The sequence below is a fragment of the Synechococcus sp. 63AY4M2 genome (assembly GCF_002760475.1).
GTDB lineage: Bacteria > Cyanobacteriota > Cyanobacteriia > Thermostichales > Thermostichaceae > Thermostichus.
Window position 1 is genome coordinate 1,138,729 of sequence record NZ_AXUX01000001.1, and the last position, 19,040, is coordinate 1,157,768.

The window sequence follows — 19,040 nt, forward strand, 5'->3', positions numbered from 1 at the left end:
GGTCTTGCTCTGCCGCCCTTCTAGCCCTCTTTCTTTTTGCGGGAGCGAGTTGCGCTTGTTTTCTTGGCCCTGGCAGATGCTGTGGATTTTTTAGACGACTTCTTCTGGCTAGGAGGTGGCGCTGTAGGAGCTAGAAAAAATACTTCTTTCAGGGCCTCCAACTTTTTGCCTCGTGTAATTTTGCACCCCAGCTTGGTTATGGGGGTTAAGTCCTGCCACCAGCTCCTATCTGCCTCCGCAATTCGCGCGGCTGCAATGGTTATATCAACTCCCTTAAGGGGGGTGCCGGGCTGCTCGGCCAGGTATCTCAACGCGGCCAAGATAGTTTCTCTCGGGGCCTCTGTCAGATTCACCTTTGGGACAATTTCTCTGGTGAGGATTTGGGCCTGCTTAACCTGCTCTGGGTCGGGATCGACAACAATGCACCAGAGCCTCTCCAGCCCTGCCTCTCGAGCAACTGCATAGACAAAATGGTTACCAATGGCCTTGTACTGATAGTTGCCAGCCTCGACCACCAGCAGAGGAACCCAGTTGTGTCCTCCTGTCGCCCTTAGCTGATCTGCGGCTGCGGCAACAAGGAAGGAGGGAGCAGAAAACCCGTCGGCGGGCGTAATGCTCTCAAGGGGTAAGTTAACCAACCTACCTAGATCTGAAAACTCACTCATCGATAAAGTACTCACGGGCAAGACTCTGGTAGTATTCTAAAACTCTCCTGTCCTTAAAGACGGCAGGAATTCGAGCAAACTTTGCAGAGGATATCACTGCATAGTCAGGTATCCTAAAAATGCTTTTGTTTTCATTACCTTTCTTAAAATGCGGCCAGAAATATGGACGTAGATCTACACTTTTCTCCTGGTTGATAAGCTTCTGTATCTCTTCGTGAGCTAGTCTAATAGTGTATTCACTTCCCGAAGAGACGCCGTTGAAAAAGGTAGGCAAAGCAATAGGGCCACCATCCTGTCGTGACCTAGCAGTTTCTGGAACAAAGCTGGTGATTACTCTAGCAGCATTATTCAGGGAAGACAGATCGTCGGGGCGGGTAGGTATCAAAATAACATCGGCAGCAAAAACACCACTCTGGCTAAAGTAAAGCCATTGAGTTGGGCAGTCGATTAGGATGTAATCATACTCATTGCGAAGAGGGGCAATGAGATCGCGAAGGCGCCGAGTTCCCTTTGGGATATATGCTACTGCCCGGCTATCAGTCAACGTCTCTAGTTCAGGGTCTCTTGGGATAATGTCGAAGATGGAAAATCCCTTGAGTTTATATGTTTGGACAATGGCATGGACGTCTATTTTGGGATCCTTTAAACATTGCGTCAGTGTAATTTTTCCAGGAGTGGCTTCCAAACTTCTTGTCAGATCACCCTGAGAATCAAAGTCAACAACTAAGACCTTTTTTCTCTTGGTTGCTAGTGTTGCCGCAAGGTTAATGACCGTCGTTGTTTTGCCTACGCCCCCTTTATTGTTATACATGCATACAGTCAGAGCGCGCTCATAGTTTTCTATCTTGTCTCGCAAGTTACGCACTATGCTCTCAATGTTATCTGAGCTAATATCAAGGTTTGCTGTAGCGGGGTGGACGACTTTTCCGTGCTTCCTCCAAAGCTGGATGTTATTTGCATTGGTGATAATTCCCCATTTTGCAGATTTGCAGTTCTTGGCAAGCAAGTAACTTTCTATCTGACAAACTGCATCTCTATAGTAAGATCCTTCTCTGAGATTAACTGCTCTAGATTTTGCCTCCAAAAGCAAGTAGGGATTCTTCGGGGATCTCAAGAAAATATCTTCAGGATCTACGTTCTTTCTTGCTGCGAGATCGACCTGGCCGCAACCTGTCTCGAATTCTTCTCTAATTTCCGACTCGTCAAAGCCAAGCGCCTGCAGGAGAGGAACAGCAAAGCGTTGGACAACAATTCGCTCTACCCTCTCGGTGGGAGATATACTCTCAAGCTTCTCTCGGAGATAGCTAGCCTCAGTCATAGGAAAAAATAAGGTGGACAATGCTGACCAAGCTAAAAGCTCGCCCTTAGCCTAGCAATTGCTTTGCCCTCTCTGCCAGCGCCTGGGCTGTCAGGCCGTTGTAGTCCATGAGCTCAGTAGGGGTGGCGGTGGTTTCGCCGCGTTTCCAGGCAAAGATGTCGCGCGGGCCAGTGTAGCGCAGCAACAGGGGCTCCAACATCAGGCTGGAGCCGCCGGTCACGCCGATAAGGGCTTCGCCGGCAAACCAGGCGGCAAACTCCTGGTCAGACATGAACTCCCCATCGGGTTGGGCACAGGTAGACCAGGCTATATCGCCGGGGCGATAGAGGCGGCGGGGGCTGACCACAGAGACAATTTTGCTGCCGATCCCCTGGGCCTTGAGCTGTTCAGCGGCGGCAAAGACGGGCAGGAGGATCATATCCCCCACCACGGCAAAGACCACGGTGCGGGATCCGGGCACTTCCTGCAGCACGGTGCAGCCCTGCTCTACTGCTTGGCGAGCCTGTTCCAGGGTGGTGCGGATGGGCAGGGGGGTTTTGCTGGCAAAGATCGGGATCCCTTTGTTGTAGGTAGACAAGGCCCACTCGTAGGCGGCTTGGGCGCAGTTGGCGTCGGGGGGAAAGAGGGGGAAAATGTTGCCGTTGCGCATCATGGCCGCCAGGTAGGCTTCAATTTCCGGGCGTTGGTGGGTCCAGCCGTTGCGGCCTTGTTCCAGGGCTCCGGCGGTGTAGAGAGCAATGGCGGAAGGGGTGGGGCGGCGCAGCTCGGCCATCGCCTGGGTTACCGTCTGCCAGATGGGCAGGCCGTTGACGGCAAAGGATTCGTAAGAACACCACAGGGAGCGCCCGCCAAAGAGCGCCAGGCCTGCCGTCAGGCCGGCACAAGCATCTTCGCTAAGGGGTTCGTAGACCTGCCCTTGGGGCTGTTGGTTGTAGAGGGGATCCGCCGTGGGGTGGATCACTTTCAGGCCCTGGTTGACATTGGCAAGGCCAGAGGCCTCATTGCCGTCAGCGTTGGCCACCAGAAAGTCGGGGTCTTTCTGCCCCACCTGTAGCACCAGGGCGCCGATGGCAGTGGTGGAAACCTGCTTATCGCCGAGGGAGAACTCGGTTAAGTTGAGGGATCCCAAGGGCGGCAGAGGGCGGACGAATTCGGTTACCACCACCTTGGCTGCCGGCCCGCCAGCAGCCCGTTCACAATTTTGGCGCACCAGAGCCCAAGCGGCTGGGTGCAGGGCCCGTGCCTCCAGAGCGGCCACGATGTCGGGGTGATCCAAGGTGTGGTGGGCGTAGAGGTTGTGGGATTTGGATCCCTTGGCGTGCACGCCTGCCCCCTTCAGTTGCTTGAGGATGAAAACCGTCAGGTGGCCGCCTAGAGCGCACTGGATGGCCCGTTCCATCTCTACCAGCACTCTTTGGACAAAGGCCAAGCGGGCTTCCAGGGAAAATTGGGTGCTATCCACGTAGGGGCCAGGCTGTTGGGCATCGTCGAAGTCTTTGGCATCCACCAGCACCACTTCCTCAAAGCCGTTGCCCCGCCAGTACTCGGCCATCTGAGCGTTGGTGAAGGTAGAGATCATGCTGTGGTGCTCTTGGCTGTAGCCGTTCCAGACCAGCACCGGCAGGAAGTTGGTGCGCTGCGGGAAGGCGGTGTGAAAGTGGATCATGGAGCTCATCACGTAGGGCTCCCCCAGGCCCCCATCGCCGATGGTGACGGGGAAGAGCCGATCCGGGTAGAGCAAGGCGGCGGCCATAGCAAAGTGCTGCCCCTGCCCCAGCGGCCCTGCTGGCGCCAGCAGGCCGGGGATGTAGCCAGAGAGGTGACCCAGCAGCCCTTCCCGTTCCCGAAAGCGGGCCTGCAAGTCGGAGACAGTGTGGATGCCCATCTCCGCCAGCGATCCATCCAAGAACATGGCGGCATAGAATCCGGGCGCGTGGTGGCCCACCTCGGTAGGGATGTTCTTTTGGCCCAAGTACACCAAAGCGGCGTAGGCTTCCGCTTGGCTGGCAAAGCCGCCCGGGTGGCCCGAGGCTTTGCTGGCGGTCATCTGCAGCGTGAGATAGCGCAGCGCATCGGCATAGAGCAGGGTTTGGTAGGCGGCCATGCGACTGCCCGGATCCCGCAGCTTGCCGGTGGCAGCATCCACTGCAGGCTCCTGACCCAGGCGGTCGAATTCCGGCCAGGGATCGCCAAAGTAGCGGATCCCTTCGCAAAAGGCGGGGATTTGGGCGGTTGCCTCCTGAGCCAGCGTCATGGTCGAGCCTCACTCTTTGTCGGGTTACTCCTCACTTTAAACCTAATAGAGCCTCTTGGATGTTCTAAGCAGAACTCGTCTAACTGAGGCTACCCCTCTCGGCCCCCAAGTTGGTCAAGCGGTGGGTGGTGCGGCCCAACAGGCTGTTGGCAAGCTTTCGTCATCGATGACAGACGATCTGGACAAGTAAATCAAAAGGGTAGCCAAGATCCATCCTAGGGCAGAGGTTCGGTCGCGATGGCCCGTCCTCACCCTTACCTACAATATCTAGTGTCTCAAACCCTTTAATCACCTATTTTCCCACAATATACAGATGAAAATCTGCTGGCTATTGACCAGTTTCCCTTGTCCTTTACCTGGGAGGGATCGGTGCCCCTTTTTGGAAAGCTGTGGTACATTCGAGGGAGGCCAGAACTGAGCCTTTCCGAGAAGCAGGCTAGAGGCTTTTTGGAGCAAAGCAAAGGGCTGTACTGCAATGGCTTAAGTTTGTAGGGCTGTTGACTTTTTCTCGTCTTGATTGCCTGAGGTTCTCTGGTTTTGTTTGCCCGAGTCTTAGACTTGTGGGGGGTTGCTATTTTCTAGAGGATTTGCGATGGTTGCTAGCTGTTGTTGAGCATTACTTCTAATTGCTTCTTGCCTGTTGTCGATCCGCTTGCTCCCCAAGACCGACTGCTCCATGACAGACACTCGTCCTTGTGCCCCCTGTATCGTAGATAGCGGAATTTTGGTTAATAAGCGGGATATTTACCGTCTTCTGGCGGATCTGGGGCGGGTTCGCTACTTCGATATTGTCGATGGTCGGGTACGAAAGCAGGGGGAGGGCTATGTGATGGAGGTGTTTCAGGATGCAACGGCGGCTACCTTGGTGGCCAATCGCAGCCTTTATCTCAACCTAAACAGCTTTGACTACGCCTGCTTGCGGGATCCCTCCCCCTCGGAGGTGGCAGGCCTGGAGGGGGAACGGCCCAGTGTGGTGATCGATCTGGTTCAAGAGAGCCGCATCTTGCGTTTGGTGCCTTTGTCGGATCCGCTATCGGATCCTGCGCAGTTGTGGGCGGACACTCAGGCGTTGCGGGCGGCAGCAGCGGACGCTTTGGGGGCGGGTTGGAGCCTAGAAGAGGAAGACGGTTCTTCCGACCTGCTGGATTGAAAGGGCTCAAAAAAACGTGCCGCCAGGCCCATCTTCGCTCACTCTTGAGGTGACTGTTATTATTCACACTCCCACTGCCTAAAGGCAGGGGATTCTTACGCAGTCCAGGAACGGACTCGCAAGGGGGCTGTCAAGACGCTTCTAGACAGTTCCTTGGGGCAAAGCCCCAAAGTTCTGCCTACTTAGCAAGTTAGCTGAGACATCTCCTGGGCGCTTGCCCCTACTCGGGTTTTTCACCGTTTTGGGTGCTTGCCTAGGAAGGGCACGCCTCATCAACAATCACACCATTGGCGAGCAACTTGCTTACGGGCTTTTCCTCGCCGCACTAAAATACGGGGCTACCAAGCTATCCTTGCTGTGTCATTCAGGCCCCAGTTTTTGTTCATGAGGATCCACAGAGGTTTCCCCAGCCTCCTAGACATCGCCCATTGAGAATGGGTATGGGTGGCAGAGCCCAGGGCCAATCCTGCTCGGCAAATGGAGGCAACCGGTATGATCTGTCTGGGCTGTGGGGCTTTTGGGTTGGGAGGCAGTGTGAAGGATTTTCGGAAGCTTGGCGGCAGAACGTGGAGCTTGCGCCCGATCGGATCCCTGGTGGCGATGCTCTTGCTGCTGGCGCTCAAGGCTTGCGGGGGAAGTGGTGGTTCCTCTTCGGTAAGTGTCATTCCTACTCCCATTCCAACCATCGTTCCCACCTCTACTCCAGCTGTCGTCCTCACCCCTACCCCGACTGTTCTGCCTTCGCTGACGCCTACCTCTGTTCCCCAGTTCACGATCGACCTTCGCTTTCCCGACAACAGCCTCACTCCCAGTCAGCAAGCCATTGTCCGCAGCGCGGCCTTGAGATGGCAGCAGATCATTGTCGGGGACCAGCCAGATTTGCCCCCCACCTCTATTCAGGCCGACGCATGCAATCGGGGATTTCCCAGCACGCCGCTCAATTTCCCCATTGACGATCTGTTGGTAGAGGTGAGGGCGAGAGACCTAGGCAACGAGCGGGTTTTGGGGGGGGCGGCTCCTTGCTTTGTGCGGGCCTCGAATGGCTTGCCGTTCTATTCAATTGTGCTCTTCAACAGCCAAAACCTCTCGGCTTTGGAAGAGCGGGGGGATCTGCCCATTACTGCCCTGCACGAGTTGGGCCATGCGCTTGGCTTTTTGCCCAGCGTCTGGGATCCCAAGGGGCTGACGGTAGGGTTGGTGGGGCGGGATCAGCCGACGCCGCCGGGCTATGACCCCCGCTTTATCGGCCCGCGGGCAGTTGACGCTTTTATCACATTGGGGGGGAACGCCCCTTCTGTTCCTTTAGAGAATCAGTTTGGGGAGGGATCCCGCGATGCCCATTGGCGGGAGAGCGTCTTGGGCCGCGAGCTGATGACCAGCCGCCTCGACCGGGGGGTGCCCAACCCCTTGAGCATCCTCACGGTGGGAGCCATGGCGGATATCGGCTACGCGGTGAATCCGGCGGCAGCGGATGGCTTTGAGCTGGGGCGCAGCCGGCGCTTCTCGGAGCCGCTGGAGCTGCAGGAGCTGGAGTTGGCCCTGCCGCTGCGGCGGTTTGATGCCACCGGCAGGCAGGTATGGGATCCCTGAGTCGAAAAAAGCATATCTACCTATAGCCAAGCTGCCCGTTCTTAACAATAATGAATGGCCAGTTGCAGAACTTTACGACATCGGCAAACTCTTATATGGGCATCCTCAAAAAGCTGTTCGGCGGTCTTTTTTCCTTCTTTGGCATTCTCTTCGGCGGCCTAGTGGATTTTGTTACCGGCCCTTTTCGTCCGGCGCCTGCCCAATCCGCTCCAACCCAGTCCTCTAGCCCTGCGGCAACGGCTACGCCTGCCAAGCCCAAGGTGGTGGTTGAGAAGCCGTTTGTGCCCAACGAGATCCCGGCTCCGCGTCCTAACCGTCGCCCTGGCCCGGCTTTGGATCTGTTCCGGGCTATGGTTCAGGAGATCCCTTCGGCGCGGGCTTAGTCTGCCCATCTTCGGGAGCAGCTCGTAAGATGGAGGTGACACCGCTGGAGACTGCTCTCTATGTCCGATCTCTCTTTCTCAGAACAAGAACGGCTGAAACAGCTTGAGCGTGAACTGGAGCAAGCGGCGGCGGCCTCTGGGGATCCAGGAACATCCGTTGCGTCTCAGGGGAAAAGTGCCGTCCGAGCTTGGGTTGAGACTTGGGGGCGTCCACTGGTGACGGTCTTCGCCATTCTGGGCTGTATTCTTCTGGTCGGGCTGTTCTTCCGGGTTTTCGGCACCGTTCTCAGGTGGGCAGTGGTGGCGGGGCTGGGCTATCTGCTCTACGTTTGGGTGGTGGCGCCGCGGCTGGGCCTTTCCACCGGAGCTAGGCCAAAGGCGGACGACAGGGATCTGGACCGCTTTTGATGGGCAGGGATCCCTGGCGGGCTTATGCCTACCTGGCGGCAGCTATCTTGGGCTGGGCCACGGCGGCCAGCGCCTTTAAGTTTGGCCTGCAACACCTTGCGCCAACGCTTTTGCTAATTTTTTCCGCGTGCAGCTCCTGCCTGATCTTGGGGATGGTTCTGGTGGCTACAGGGCGGGCGCATCTTGTCCGCCAGCAGAAGCGATCCCAGATTGCCTTGTCGGCGCTGCAGGGGCTACTTAACCCGCTTGGCTACTACGGGGTGCTGTTCCAGGCCTATGATCGCCTCTCGGCCCAGGCGGCGCTGGCTTTGAATTACACCTGGCCGCTGCTGCTGGCTCTCTTGGCGGCGCCGCTGTTGGGGGAGCGCCTGCGCGGGCGGCTGCTGCTGGCTTTGGGCATGAGCCTAGTGGGGGCGGTGCTGGTGGCCACGGGGGGATCCTGGGACACCTGGCAGGTGGAGGATCCCTGGGGGGTGGGGCTGGCGGTGGGCAGCGCTGCCATTTGGGCCCTCTACTGGCTGCTCAATGTGCGGGATGGACGGGACGCGGTGCTGAAGCTGTTCATGGGGTTTGTCTTCGGCAGCTTCTACTGCCTGCTGCTCTTGCCGTTTCAGGAGCTGAGGTGGACAATGGCGGGGCTGGCCTGGGCAGCCTACATCGGCTTGGCGGAGATGGGGTTGACTTTTGTGTTTTGGCTGCGGGCCCTGGAGCTGGCCCACGAGCGCGGATCCCTGGCCAATTGGGTCTATGTAACGCCATTCTTGTCGCTGGGGCTGATTGGGGTGCTGTTGCGGGAGCCGATCGCGCCGGGATCGGTGCTGGGCCTGGGACTTATCTTGGCCGGCAACCTCTGGGGATCCCGGCGGGAAAAACCTCAGCCTGTTCTTTCTTAAGGCTATGGCGGTGAATCCCATTCCTCTCTATGTAGCGGCAACGGCCCACGGGTTTGGGCACGTCACCCGGCTGGCGGCGGTGGTGAACACTTTGCGGCGGCAGGATGCGCAGATCCTGCCCATTTGGGTGACGCCGGCCCCCGCCTGGCTGCTGCAGCGCTACGGGGAAGGGGAGTTTGTGCACCGGCCGCGGGGTTTGGATGTGGGGGTGGTGCAGCCGGATGGCTTGCAGGCGGATCTGCCGGCCACGCTGGCTGCTCTCAAGGCGTTTCAAGCGGGGGCTGCCGACCTCATCCGGGAGGAGGCCGAGTTCATTCGCAGCCAGGGGGTGCCGTTGATCCTGGCGGATGTGCCCCCCATCGCCACCGCCATTGCCGAGGCCGCCGGGATCCCCTGCTGGATGGCCAGCAACTTCGGCTGGGATTTTATCTACCAAGACTACGGCCCCCAGTTTCAGCCCTTGGTGGCCTGGATCCGCGAGCTGTACGGGCGCTGCCAGCGGCTGTTTCGCCTGCCCTTTGCCGAGCCTATGGCCGCCTTCCCTCACCAAGAGGCAGTGGGGCTGACGGGGTCGGATCCGCGCTACTCAGGAGAGGAGGTGGCCCGGCGCCTGGGGCTGGAGCGGGAGCGGCCCACGGTTTTGTTAACCTTTGGCGGGCTGGGGTTGCAGGGCTTGCCTTACGAGCGGCTGACGGATTTTCCCGACTGGCAGTTTCTCACCTTCGACCCAAAGGCTCCTGCTCTGCCCAACTTGCAGATTCTAGACGGCCAGGTGTGGCGGCCGGTGGATGTCATGCCCCTCTGCCGTTGGGTGGTGTCCAAGCCGGGCTATGGCACCTTGGCAGAGGCGCTGCGCTGTGGCACGCCCATGGCCTGTGTCAACCGGTCGGGGTTTGCCGAGTCGCCCCTGTTGGTGGAGGGATTGCGGCGCTACGGATGGCACCGCATCCTCTCGCCGGAAGAGTTCTTTGCGGGATCCTGGGACTTCCTGCGGGATCCCCCTCACCCACCCCAGGCGCCGGAGGAGCTGGATCGCGGGGGCAATGAGGCCATTGCCGCTGCCATCGCGGCCTTCCTGAGGCAGTAGCATAGGGAGCAGCTTCTTGGAGCGGATCCCATGGCCGGCAGCACGACCGAGTCTTTGCGGCAAGTCTACGAGGAACTGCCCTATCCCAACGTGCCCGTTGAGGCCTCAGGGCGCAACGCCATCGGCAGCCTATACCGCTCAAGCTGGACGACGGCCCAATACGCCCGCACCCGCGCCATCCTGCCCAGCGAGGGGATCGCCATCCTCAATGTCGGCTGTGGCTCCGGCTGGGAGACCTTGATCTTGGCGGAGGCCAACCCGGGGGCACGGCTGGTGGCCTGCGACCTCTCGCCGGAGTCGGTGCGGGGGACGGAGCGACGCCTGCGCTACCACGGCTTCGGAGAGGTGGAGCTGTACGCCCTCGACCTGCTGGAAATTGAACAACTGGGGCAGCAGTTTGACTTCATCAGCCTCAACGACGTGCTCTATTTGCTCGAGGATCCGGTGGCGGGCTTGAAGGCGCTCAAGCGGGTGCTCAAGCCGGACGGCATCCTGCGGGCCAACCTGCACCACGCCTACCAGCGGCAGGTGATCTTGCGCATGCAGGAGGCGTTCCGGCTGCTGGGGTTGTTTGATCTGCCCACGCCCGAAGCCTGCCGGCGGGTGCGGGAGTTCATGGCCAGCCTGGCCTCTGACGAGCTGCGGGTCTCCCTGCACTGGGATCCCCAGATCTACAGCGACGACACCAACATCCGCGCCAACTACCTCTTGCCCGGCGACAAGGGGTTTTTAATCCCAGACTTGATGCGCATGCTCCAAGAGGCAGAGCTGGGCTTGGTTTGCCTGGTGGACTACGCCGACTGGGATCCGGCGCTGCTGTTTAAAGACAGAGCCATGCCGGCTTGGCTAGAGGCGGAGCTGGACAAGCTCTCTCCCGCCGAGCAAAACCACTTCTACGAGCTGATCTACCCCGACCACCGCCTGATCGACTTTTGGGCCGAGCACCCCGGCTCTTCCCTGGTCTTGCCCTGGAGCGACGCCGACTGGCTGGAGGGCAGGGTGCAGCTCAACCCCATCCTGATGGACAATGCCGAATTTCGCCGCAACTTCGCCCAGGCCTACGAAAAGAAGCTGGAGTTTACTATGAACTGGCCGGGGGCCAGCCGCGGCCGCCTCGCCATTCCGGCTCCCCAGATGGCCTGGCTGGGATCCCTCTTGCAGGGGCCAGTGGCGGTGGCCAGCTTGATCGAGCAGGCGGCCCAAGCCCATCAGATAGAACCGGAAGCGGCCCAGGAGCAGGTGCTCACCTACCTGGCGGGGCTGGAGTCGTTTCTGTTTGTGATGTTGGATCCCAGCCCAGCTTCTCTTGGCGCAGAAGGGGCTTGAAATGGCGGCAATCTGGGCCCCGCCTTGGGCGCGCAGGGGAGCGGATCCCTAGCGATCCACCAGGCGCAGCTCAAAGGTGAGGATGTTGGCGGCCAAAATTTCCAAGGCTCCCCCCTCGATGAGCTCGCGGCTGAGGGCAGCCCCGGAGCCACTTTGTTGGATCAATTCTCGGCTGCGGCGCATCGTCTCCTGGCGCTGGGGATCGTCCACGACCACCTGCCGCTGGTTGGAGAGGCTGAGGCGGTAGTAGTGGGGCAGCTCGCCGCGGGTGGCGTCAATGGCCAAGTTGGTTTCCTCGGGGGCGACGCGGAAGGGGGCGCGGGCGGTGAGGAGAGCCACCTGGATATCCTGATCCCGCCCGTCGAGGCCCTCTAGCTCGGAGATGTCGATCTGCAAGCGGAGGGTGTCGCGGTCGCGGCTGAGGCGCTCCACCCGCACCTGGTTGAAGCCGACGGCAAGCTCCCGCTCCGGCTCGCCAAACCGCTGGATGGTGGACTGCAAGACCGACTCTTCGTTGAGGGGGGTAACCCGGATCAGGTAGTCCCAGTTCTGGACAAAAGCATACTCATTGGGCCCGACGCGGACATTGGGATCCACCAGATTGGCGGTGGGGCCGGGGCTGCCGGCCCGGCTGAGGGCCACCAGGTACCAGTAGTTGGGGCTGATGGGCAAGCCCATGGTCATGCGCACTTCCAACACCGGCCGCGCCCAAGCGGCAGCCGCCGTGAGGGCTGTGATGGCTGCTGCCCCGAGGCAGCTCCACAGCCAGTGCTGAGGACGAAGCTGAAGCTGCGGTGGGCGAAACCAGGTTACGGCCACAGTTCTCATGTCAGCTTTTTTAACCCCGGCAACTCGCCTTCGCGCCAGGCAACAAAAGACCCGCTGCTTGCGCGACAACTTTGGAACAGTCTAGCCGAAGATGGCCGTTGTCCGGCCAGTTGGGGCTCTGGATCCCGAAGCTGGGCTTTTGGCTAAGCCTACACAGAGGGATAGCTTGGTAGCCTCGCACTTTAGCGCGGGGCGGAAAAGCCCGAGAGCGACTTTAGTCGCTTACCAATGATGTGGGTCATTGATATAGTTTTGAATTACCTCAGCGCTAGCATTCCCCGCAGTACAGAAAAAATAACTTCTGCTCCAAAGGCTAGGTAGTTTTCGCAGGTTAGGAAACTTCTGCCTTAAATATTTGGAAGCTCTACCTTTGAATGCTTTTACCACAAGATGAATTGGGTCGGTAGGCTTAATCTCAAGAAACAGGTGGACATGGTCTGGAGCTATTTCAATCGCTCTCACATGCCAACCCTTCTCGCTAGACAGCTCCTGCCATAGCTCAAACAACCTGTTCCTGACTTCTCCTACCAAGACCTTTTTCCTTCTCTTTGGGCAAAAAACGAGGCGAACAACCGCTAGCCCCACAGCATGGTTGTAGTGATTGTACCGTTGGCTTCCCTCTCGCATTGTTGCTTACTTATGTTAGACTGCAGTTATCATGCCACTTACCAACAAGTATGGGGTACGGCTGTCAGCAGGTTCTCGTCAGGGACAGGGAGCTACTCCCCGTATTAGAGTACTTGTGTCAACAGTCTAATAAGGTGTACAACTGCGCTTTGTACTATGCGCGACAAGTCTATTTCAAAACAAAGCGATGGGCAAGCTATGGTGAGCTTTGCGCTGAAATGGTGAGAACCAAAAACAAGCACTTTATCGCAATGTATGTTTCCGCCGCACAACAGACGTGTAAGTCTGTAGCTGAGGCACTAAGTAGTTTTAAGACAAAGCTGAAACTTTTCTTGCAAGAAGAGATTAGCTTAAGACCAAACCTACCGCGCTACCGTAAGAAGGGAATGTTCACGGTAGCATACCCGAAGAAGTGGCTTAAGTTCCAAGAAGGAAGAGTCAGAGTGCCGCTCGGCAACCAGGTCAAAGCTTGGTTTGGGATAGACGCTTTCTGGATACGATTTCCTACCAACTTAGATTGGAAAAATATTAAGGAGCTAAGAATTCTGCCCAGGCATGGGGTGTTCTACTTGGAGTGGATCTATGCTAAGCCCGCTCAACCGCAATCGCTGGATCCAAAAAAGGTACTAGCAATTGACCACGGAGTAAACAACTGGCTTACGTGCGTTAGCAACTTAGGGCATAGCTTCATCATTGACGGACGCAAAGTCAAATCCTTTAACCAGTGGTACAACAAGGAGGTGGCTAGGCTTAAGACTGACAAGCCGCAGGGGTTTTGGTCGCAGAAACTTGAGCGAATTACGGAAAAAAGAAGCCGGAGGATGCGAGATGCAATTCACAAAGCTGCGCGCAAGGTCATTGACTTCTGTTTGCACCACTCGATTGGGAGAATCATCTTTGGTTGGAACAAAGAACAAAAGCAAGAATGCGGTTTAGGGAAGGTCAATAACCAAAACTTTGTTTTAATTCCAACAGGTTGGTTAAAGGAGCGTATTGCGGAATTATGTCAGCACTATGGCATTGAGTTTATCGAGGCGGAGGAGGCGTACAGTTCGCAGGCGAGCTTCCTAGATGGAGATGAGCTACCTAATTATGGTGAAAAACCCGACGGGTGGAGACCCTCTGGGAAGCGTGTCAAGCGGGGCCTGTACCAAACGGCAAAGGGGTGGTTGGTCAACGCTGAGGCAAATGCTGCCGCCAACCTGCTTAAGAAAGTAAGCAGAACCTTGGGGCTTTGCCTTAAGGAACTGTCTAGAGGCGCTTTGACAACGCCGTTACGGGTCCTTCTGTGGACTGCGTAAGAATCCCCCGCCTTCAGGCGGCGGGAGTGTCAACTTAGTTCTGGATTGGGAAGGATGGCCAGCGCTTTTGCACAGGCACAGGAAGGCACAGGCTCATTACCTTGGTTGGTTGAGCCAATGCAGATGGGGGATCCCTCTGTTTGGGTGCTCGTTGGGGGAGCAGGTTGAGGATGCGATTGCGAACAGTTCTGCCGCTGTTGGGTTTTTCTTTGCTCCTGGCTGCCTGTCGGCCCGGCGGGCCCCCTCGCGGCATGGAGAGTGGAGAAGGCCAGCCGACACCGGTGGCCATCGGCGCCGTGGAAGAACGGCTCATTCAGGAGACGTCGGAGTTCATCACCAGCCTCGGATCCCAGCAGGTGGCCAGTATTCGGCCCCAGGTGAGCGGCCAGGTGACCCAGGTGTTCGTGCGGCTGGGATCCCAGGTTTCTGCCGGGGCGCCTCTGTTTGCCATCGACAGCCGGCAACAACAGGCGGCGGTGGCCGGCCAAGCGGCCGGGATCGCGGCGGCTCAGGCCAACCTGGAGAGCAGCCGAGCCGTGCTCAGCCAATTGCGGGCGGATCGCCTGCGGCTGGAGGCAGCGGCGGAGTTCGCCCGGGATCAACACCAGCGCAACCTGCGCCTCTTGGCCGAGGGGGCCATCAGCCAGGCGCAAGTGGATCAGTCCAGCCGCGATCTGCGCCAGGCGGAGGCGGCCTTGGCGGCGCAACAGGAGCAGATCCGGGCCCAAGAGGCGGCCATTGTGCGGGCAGAGCGGGAGGTGGAGCGGGCCCGGGCCGAGGCGGAGCGGCAGCAGGTGCAATTGCAGTTTTTCCAGGTCACGGCTCCCTTTGCCGGTATTGTCGGGGAAGTGTTGGTGCGGCAGGGGGACTATGTGACGCCCCAGACGGTTTTGACCACCCTGACCCAAACCCAGGCGCTGGAGCTGAACCTGAATATCCCGCTGCAGCAGGCCCCCCGCCTGCGCATCGGCACACCGGTGCAGATCTTGGACAGCCGCGGCGAGGTGATCGGCACCAGCCAAATCTCTTTCATCGCGCCTGAAGCCGATGCCAGCACGCAATCGGTGCTGGCCAAGGCCCTGCTGGAGAACCCCGCCGGCCAGTTGCGCAAGGCCTACGGCCCGCTGGTGCGACCAGCCCAGTTTGTGCGAACCCGCATCCTCTGGGAGGAGCGGCCAGCTTTGCTGGTGCCGGCAACGGCGGTAGCCCGTCTGGGCGCCCAAACCTTTGTCTACACGGTGCAGACGACAGAGCCACCTGAGGAGGGCAAGCCCCCCGGGGCGGTGGCGGTGCAAAGGCCGGTGCGGCTGGGATCCCTCTACGGCAACAGCTACGAGGTGCTGGAGGGGCTGAAGGCCAACGAGCCGATTGTGCTGAGCGGCCTGCAAAAAATCCGCGATGGCGCCCCGATTGTCGATGAGGTGCTTTTGCAGCAGAGGATGCAAGGGGAGGGGAGACCGCCTGGATCCCCGCCCTAGATTTCTCCTCTTGAGCGGTTTCCCAACTTGGTCATCCCCTTCTACTCCTTACGCGGATCCCTGGCCTATGTTTGTCGACTTTTTCATTCGCCGTCCTGTTTTTGCCAGCGTCTGCTCCATCATCATTGTGCTGGTGGGAGCGGTGAGCATTCCCCTATTGCCGGTGGACTACTACCCGCAGGTGGCGCCGCCGGCGGTGAGGGTGACCGCCGTTTACCCTGGAGCCGATGCCGAGACGGTGGAGACGGCGGTAACCAATGTGCTGGAGCAGGAGATCAACGGCGTCGAGGGCATCCGCTACATCTCTTCGGTGAGCAGCAGCAACGGCACCAGCCAGATCACCGTCACTTTCAGCCCGGATCGGGATCTGGACACGGCGGCTGTGGATGTGCAAAACCGGGTGGCACGGGTGCAGGCGCGGCTGCCGGCAGAGGTGATCCAAAACGGCCTTAGTGTAGAAAAGGCCGGCGATAGCGCTTTTGTGCAGGTGGTGGCGCTGCGCTCAGAGGCAGGGGAATACGACGAGCTGTTTGTGAGCAACTACGCCGAGCTGTTCGTGCGCGATGCCCTGCGGCGCATTCGCGGCGTCAGCGATGTCATCGTCTTCGGGGAGCGCACCTATGCCATGCGCATCTGGCTGGATCCGACGCGGCTGGCCGGCTATGGGCTGACGGCGCTGGATGTGGTGAACGCCGTGCGCCAGCAAAACATCCAGGTGCCTGCCGGACAGATCGGCAGCCAGCCCAGCCCCCCGGATCAGGAGGTTCAGATCAGCGTCCAGGCTACGGGGCGGCTGTCGCAGCCGGAGGAGTTTGCCCAAATTGTGCTCAAAGCCAGCCCCGACGGCAGCTTGGTGCGCATTGCCGACGTGGGTCGGGTGGAGCTGGGGGCCCAAAGTTACGATACGTTCTTCCGCATCGGCGGCCAGGAGGCGGTGGGGATCGCCATCACCAAGCAGCCGGATGCCAACGCCTTGGAGGTGTCGCGGCAGGTGCGGCAGACGTTGGCGGAGCTCTCCCGTAGCTTCCCGCCCGGCTTGATCTACGAGATCGCCTTCGACGCCACGCTGTTTATTACGGAGTCGGTGCAGGAGGTGATCTTCACCCTGCTGCAGGCTATTGTCCTGGTGGTGCTGGTGCTGTTTATCTTTTTGCAGGATTGGCGCATCACTTTCATCCCCACTGTCACGATCCCGGTGGCGCTGCTGGGGACGTTTGCGTTTGTGCGCCTGTTCGGCTTTTCCATCAACACCCTGACCATGTTCGGCCTCACCTTGGCCACCGGCCTGGTGGTGGACGACACCATCGTGGTGGTGGAGAACATCTCCCGCTACATCCGCGACCGCGGCATGCGGCCTCTGCAGGGGGCCTCGGCGGGGATGAACGAGGTCCTGGGGGCGGTGATCGCCACGACGCTGGTGCTGTTGGGCCTGTTTGTGCCAATCGCGTTCTTTCCCGGCACCAGTGGCCGCATCTACCGGCAGTTTGCCGTCACCATTGCCGTATCGGTTTCGCTGTCTACCTTCAATGCCATTACCCTGGCTCCGGCGTTGTCGGCGCTGCTGATCCGCCCCCGTTCGGAGCAGATGTTTTGGCTGTTGCGCTGGTTTGACCGGGCCGTGGAAGGGATCCGCGCCGCCTATCGTCGGTTCCTGGAGCTGGTGGTGAAGCTGCGGCTGCTGGTGGTGGCGGGGTTTGTCGCCTGTCTGGGCCTCACCTACTGGCTGTTCCAGGTCGTGCCGACCGGGTTTGTGCCGGATGAGGATCAGGGCTTTTTCATCACCATCATCCAGGGGCCGCCGGGGGTTTCTCTCAATTACACCGACCGGGTCATCCGGCAGGCCAGCGCCATTTTGGACGGGATCCCGGAAATCGAAAACCAGGTGATCGTGGGGGGGTTCAGCTTTACCGGGCCCTCGCCGGGGAACGGGTTAATCTTCGCCACCCTCAAGCCCTGGGACGAGCGGCGGCGACCGGAACAATCGGCGCAGGCGATTGTCAACCGGCTGTTCGGGCCCTTTTTGGGCGGGATCAGCCGCTCGTTGGTGATCCCGATTTTGCCGCCAGCCATTCCCGATTTGGGGGTTACGGGCGGGTTCACCTTCCAGCTCCAGGATCGGGGGGTGAACGATTTCAACCTGCTGCAGCAGACGGCCAACACGCTTTTCTTCGTGGGCAACGCGCCGCCCCCGCCGGGCCAACCCCCCCTGGGCGTGCGGATTAACCCGCCCACCTTCAACGCCAACTCCCCCCGGTTGCAGGTCAAGGTGGATCGGGACATGGCCCAGGTGCTGGGGATCCCGCTGGCCGAGGTCTTCGGCACGCTGCAGACCCTGTTGGGGGGCACCTATGTCAACGATTTCGACCTGTTCAACCGCAACTACCGGGTCTATGTGCAGGCGGATCAGGCTTTCCGGGGCAGCCCCGAACGTATCGGCCAGTTCTACGTGCGCAGTGGGCAGGGGCAGCTTTTGCCCTTGAGCACCCTGGTTCAGGTGGAGGAGACCACCGGCCCTGCAATCATCAACCACTTCAACCTCTTCCGCTCGGCGGAGATCCAGGGCAGCCCGCTGCCGGGCTTCAGCTCAGGGCAAGCCATTCGGGCTATGGAAAGTCTGGCTGCCCGCTTGCTGCCGCAGGGGTTTGGCTTCGAGTGGTCGGGCCTGTCCTTGGAAGAGATCGAGTCGGGGGGACAGGCGCCGCTGATCTTCGCTTTGGGGTCGGTGTTCGTCTTCCTGGTGCTGGCGGCCCAATTTGAGAGCTATGTGGATCCCTTGATCATTCTGCTGGCGGTGCCGCTGGCGGTTCTGGGGGCGCTCTCGGCCCAACTGCTGCGGGGCCTGGCCAACGACATCTTTTGCCAGGTGGGGCTGGTGATGTTGATCGGTCTGGCCAGCAAGAACTCGATCTTGATCGTGGAGTTTGCCAACCAACTGGTTGCCCAGGGGATCCCGCTGGTCAAGGCCGCGATCCAGGCGGCGGAGACCCGTTTCCGCGCCATCCTCATGACGGCCCTGAGCACGATCCTGGGGATTTTCCCGCTGGCCGTGGCCAGTGGCGCCGGGGCTGCCAGCCGCCAGTCTCTGGGCACGGCTGTTATCGGCGGTATGTTCGTCTCGACCCTGCTCAGCCTGCTGGTGGTGCCGGTGCTCTATGTCGTGATCAAGAGAATCCAGGCGCGAGTTTTGGGGAGCGAATCCCGTGGGGATCTGGCCCATCTGCCGCCGCCGGAGGATCCCAAGGGTCTGTTGCCGGAAGAATCGACTTGATTGCAGGGCAAAACCTATGGCTGTGGATTCCAGCTTTTTCCAGCGACAGGGTTGGTAGGCCAACCACGCTGAAAGAGCGCCCAGCCACCCTCTTGCAGGAGCGGTGCAGAGTGCTGTCTTTCCCTCTTCTGCTTACGCAAGCGGCAGTCGGCCAAGTACAACAGGTCAGCTAACCAGAAGATTCACCCGATGGTGGCTGGGGGGCGGGCGGCGCTGCAGGAAGGGAGCATGACTCTAGTCAATGATATGCTGGACTATACTGAAAATAATGCCCAGTATGTTCAGTATGGCTGCTTGGTATGGCTAGGTATGTAAAACCGAGAGAAGCGGCGGATTATTTTGGGGTGTGTCTCCACACCTTGAGGCGATGGGAACAGAAGGGCTGGATCCATGCAGTACGTACACCATCCGGTAGGGCGAGAAGGTATGACCTCGACAGCTACATCAGAGCACCCAAGAAGGAC

16 protein-coding genes are annotated in these 19,040 nt (G+C 59.3%); 11 read left to right on the forward strand and 5 right to left on the reverse strand.

Annotated elements, in window-relative coordinates; genetic code table 11:
- Positions 1 to 20: 20 nt before the first annotated feature.
- Genes SYN63AY4M2_RS05105 through SYN63AY4M2_RS05115 form a run of 3 tightly spaced genes read right to left on the reverse strand, consistent with a single transcriptional unit; the run spans position 21 to position 4,237 of the window.
- Entirely contained in the window at positions 21 to 665 is a 645-nt protein-coding gene (locus SYN63AY4M2_RS05105) for a hypothetical protein (RefSeq protein WP_011429357.1), read from the reverse strand.
- Positions 658 to 1,983, reverse strand: a complete 1,326-nt coding sequence (locus SYN63AY4M2_RS05110) for an AAA family ATPase (RefSeq protein ID WP_099812472.1) — start codon at positions 1,981 to 1,983, stop codon at positions 658 to 660. Before SYN63AY4M2_RS05110 ends, SYN63AY4M2_RS05105 begins: the two co-directional genes overlap by 8 nt.
- A gap of 46 nt (positions 1,984 to 2,029) precedes the next feature.
- Entirely contained in the window at positions 2,030 to 4,237 is a 2,208-nt protein-coding gene (locus SYN63AY4M2_RS05115) for a transketolase (RefSeq protein ID WP_099816175.1), read from the reverse strand.
- 724 nt (positions 4,238 to 4,961) lie between these two features.
- Here SYN63AY4M2_RS05115 and SYN63AY4M2_RS05120 point away from each other — a divergent pair.
- From SYN63AY4M2_RS05120 to SYN63AY4M2_RS05150, 7 genes are all read left to right on the forward strand, one after another.
- A complete protein-coding gene (locus SYN63AY4M2_RS05120; RefSeq protein WP_228375410.1) occupies positions 4,962 to 5,387 on the forward strand; it encodes a hypothetical protein in 426 nt (141 codons plus the stop codon).
- 534 nt (positions 5,388 to 5,921) lie between these two features.
- Positions 5,922 to 6,977: a leishmanolysin gene (locus tag SYN63AY4M2_RS05125; RefSeq protein ID WP_240530500.1), complete on the forward strand. Its 1,056-nt coding sequence runs from the start codon at positions 5,922 to 5,924 to the stop codon at positions 6,975 to 6,977.
- A 95-nt stretch (positions 6,978 to 7,072) separates the two neighbouring features.
- Positions 7,073 to 7,360: a hypothetical protein gene (locus tag SYN63AY4M2_RS05130; protein ID WP_240527745.1), complete on the forward strand. Its 288-nt coding sequence runs from the start codon at positions 7,073 to 7,075 to the stop codon at positions 7,358 to 7,360.
- A gap of 60 nt (positions 7,361 to 7,420) precedes the next feature.
- A complete protein-coding gene (locus tag SYN63AY4M2_RS05135) occupies positions 7,421 to 7,768 on the forward strand; it encodes a hypothetical protein (RefSeq protein ID WP_099816174.1) in 348 nt (115 codons plus the stop codon).
- Complete coding sequence (locus SYN63AY4M2_RS05140) at positions 7,768 to 8,661, forward strand: DMT family transporter (protein WP_011429349.1); 894 nt, start codon at positions 7,768 to 7,770, stop codon at positions 8,659 to 8,661. Before SYN63AY4M2_RS05135 ends, SYN63AY4M2_RS05140 begins: the two co-directional genes overlap by 1 nt.
- Positions 8,662 to 8,665: 4 nt before the next feature.
- The gene (locus tag SYN63AY4M2_RS05145; RefSeq protein ID WP_099887252.1) at positions 8,666 to 9,748 is read left to right on the forward strand and encodes a glycosyl transferase; all 1,083 of its coding nucleotides are present in this window, start codon (positions 8,666 to 8,668) and stop codon (positions 9,746 to 9,748) included.
- Between the two features lie 30 nt (positions 9,749 to 9,778).
- Positions 9,779 to 11,074 (forward strand): class I SAM-dependent methyltransferase, encoded by a 1,296-nt coding sequence (locus tag SYN63AY4M2_RS05150; RefSeq protein WP_099887253.1) that lies wholly within the window; start codon positions 9,779 to 9,781, stop codon positions 11,072 to 11,074.
- A 48-nt stretch (positions 11,075 to 11,122) separates the two neighbouring features.
- Here the strand turns inward: SYN63AY4M2_RS05150 and SYN63AY4M2_RS05155 are convergent, their stop codons facing one another.
- Positions 11,123 to 11,902 (reverse strand): hypothetical protein, encoded by a 780-nt coding sequence (locus tag SYN63AY4M2_RS05155; protein ID WP_099812479.1) that lies wholly within the window; start codon positions 11,900 to 11,902, stop codon positions 11,123 to 11,125.
- A 222-nt stretch (positions 11,903 to 12,124) separates the two neighbouring features.
- Positions 12,125 to 12,529, reverse strand: a complete 405-nt coding sequence (tnpA, locus tag SYN63AY4M2_RS05160) for an IS200/IS605-like element ISSoc6 family transposase (RefSeq protein WP_011429345.1) — start codon at positions 12,527 to 12,529, stop codon at positions 12,125 to 12,127.
- 50 nt (positions 12,530 to 12,579) lie between these two features.
- Here tnpA and SYN63AY4M2_RS05165 point away from each other — a divergent pair, with 50 nt between their 5' ends.
- The 4 genes from SYN63AY4M2_RS05165 to SYN63AY4M2_RS05180 form a co-directional block, all read left to right on the forward strand.
- Positions 12,580 to 13,830: an RNA-guided endonuclease TnpB family protein gene (locus SYN63AY4M2_RS05165; protein WP_099887254.1), complete on the forward strand. Its 1,251-nt coding sequence runs from the start codon at positions 12,580 to 12,582 to the stop codon at positions 13,828 to 13,830.
- 170 nt (positions 13,831 to 14,000) lie between these two features.
- Positions 14,001 to 15,308 carry an efflux RND transporter periplasmic adaptor subunit gene (locus tag SYN63AY4M2_RS05170; protein ID WP_099887255.1) on the forward strand — a complete coding sequence of 436 codons (1,308 nt, stop codon included), beginning with the start codon at positions 14,001 to 14,003 and terminating at the stop codon, positions 15,306 to 15,308.
- 67 nt (positions 15,309 to 15,375) lie between these two features.
- The gene (locus tag SYN63AY4M2_RS05175) at positions 15,376 to 18,576 is read left to right on the forward strand and encodes a multidrug efflux RND transporter permease subunit (protein ID WP_099812482.1); all 3,201 of its coding nucleotides are present in this window, start codon (positions 15,376 to 15,378) and stop codon (positions 18,574 to 18,576) included.
- Between the two features lie 299 nt (positions 18,577 to 18,875).
- Positions 18,876 to 19,040 (forward strand): helix-turn-helix domain-containing protein (locus tag SYN63AY4M2_RS05180; protein WP_143597422.1); only part of this gene is annotated, 165 nt, incomplete at its 3' end.

What these genes read in the sequence shown, in the direction of transcription:
- SYN63AY4M2_RS05140 (WP_011429349.1), top strand. Translation starts at nt 7,768, where the DNA reads ATGGGCAGGGATCCCTGGCGGGCTTATGCCTACCTGGCGGCAGCTATC.
- SYN63AY4M2_RS05155 (WP_099812479.1), bottom strand. Translation starts at nt 11,902, where the DNA reads ATGAGAACTGTGGCCGTAACCTGGTTTCGCCCACCGCAGCTTCAGCTT.
- tnpA (WP_011429345.1), bottom strand. Translation starts at nt 12,529, where the DNA reads ATGCGAGAGGGAAGCCAACGGTACAATCACTACAACCATGCTGTGGGG.
- SYN63AY4M2_RS05165 (WP_099887254.1), top strand. Translation starts at nt 12,580, where the DNA reads ATGGGGTACGGCTGTCAGCAGGTTCTCGTCAGGGACAGGGAGCTACTC.
- SYN63AY4M2_RS05135 (WP_099816174.1), top strand. Translation starts at nt 7,421, where the DNA reads ATGTCCGATCTCTCTTTCTCAGAACAAGAACGGCTGAAACAGCTTGAG.
- SYN63AY4M2_RS05175 (WP_099812482.1), top strand. Translation starts at nt 15,376, where the DNA reads ATGTTTGTCGACTTTTTCATTCGCCGTCCTGTTTTTGCCAGCGTCTGC.
- SYN63AY4M2_RS05145 (WP_099887252.1), top strand. Translation starts at nt 8,666, where the DNA reads ATGGCGGTGAATCCCATTCCTCTCTATGTAGCGGCAACGGCCCACGGG.
- SYN63AY4M2_RS05105 (WP_011429357.1), bottom strand. Translation starts at nt 665, where the DNA reads ATGAGTGAGTTTTCAGATCTAGGTAGGTTGGTTAACTTACCCCTTGAG.
- SYN63AY4M2_RS05150 (WP_099887253.1), top strand. Translation starts at nt 9,779, where the DNA reads ATGGCCGGCAGCACGACCGAGTCTTTGCGGCAAGTCTACGAGGAACTG.
- SYN63AY4M2_RS05110 (WP_099812472.1), bottom strand. Translation starts at nt 1,983, where the DNA reads ATGACTGAGGCTAGCTATCTCCGAGAGAAGCTTGAGAGTATATCTCCC.
- SYN63AY4M2_RS05170 (WP_099887255.1), top strand. Translation starts at nt 14,001, where the DNA reads ATGCGATTGCGAACAGTTCTGCCGCTGTTGGGTTTTTCTTTGCTCCTG.
- SYN63AY4M2_RS05115 (WP_099816175.1), bottom strand. Translation starts at nt 4,237, where the DNA reads ATGACGCTGGCTCAGGAGGCAACCGCCCAAATCCCCGCCTTTTGCGAA.
- SYN63AY4M2_RS05130 (WP_240527745.1), top strand. Translation starts at nt 7,073, where the DNA reads ATGGGCATCCTCAAAAAGCTGTTCGGCGGTCTTTTTTCCTTCTTTGGC.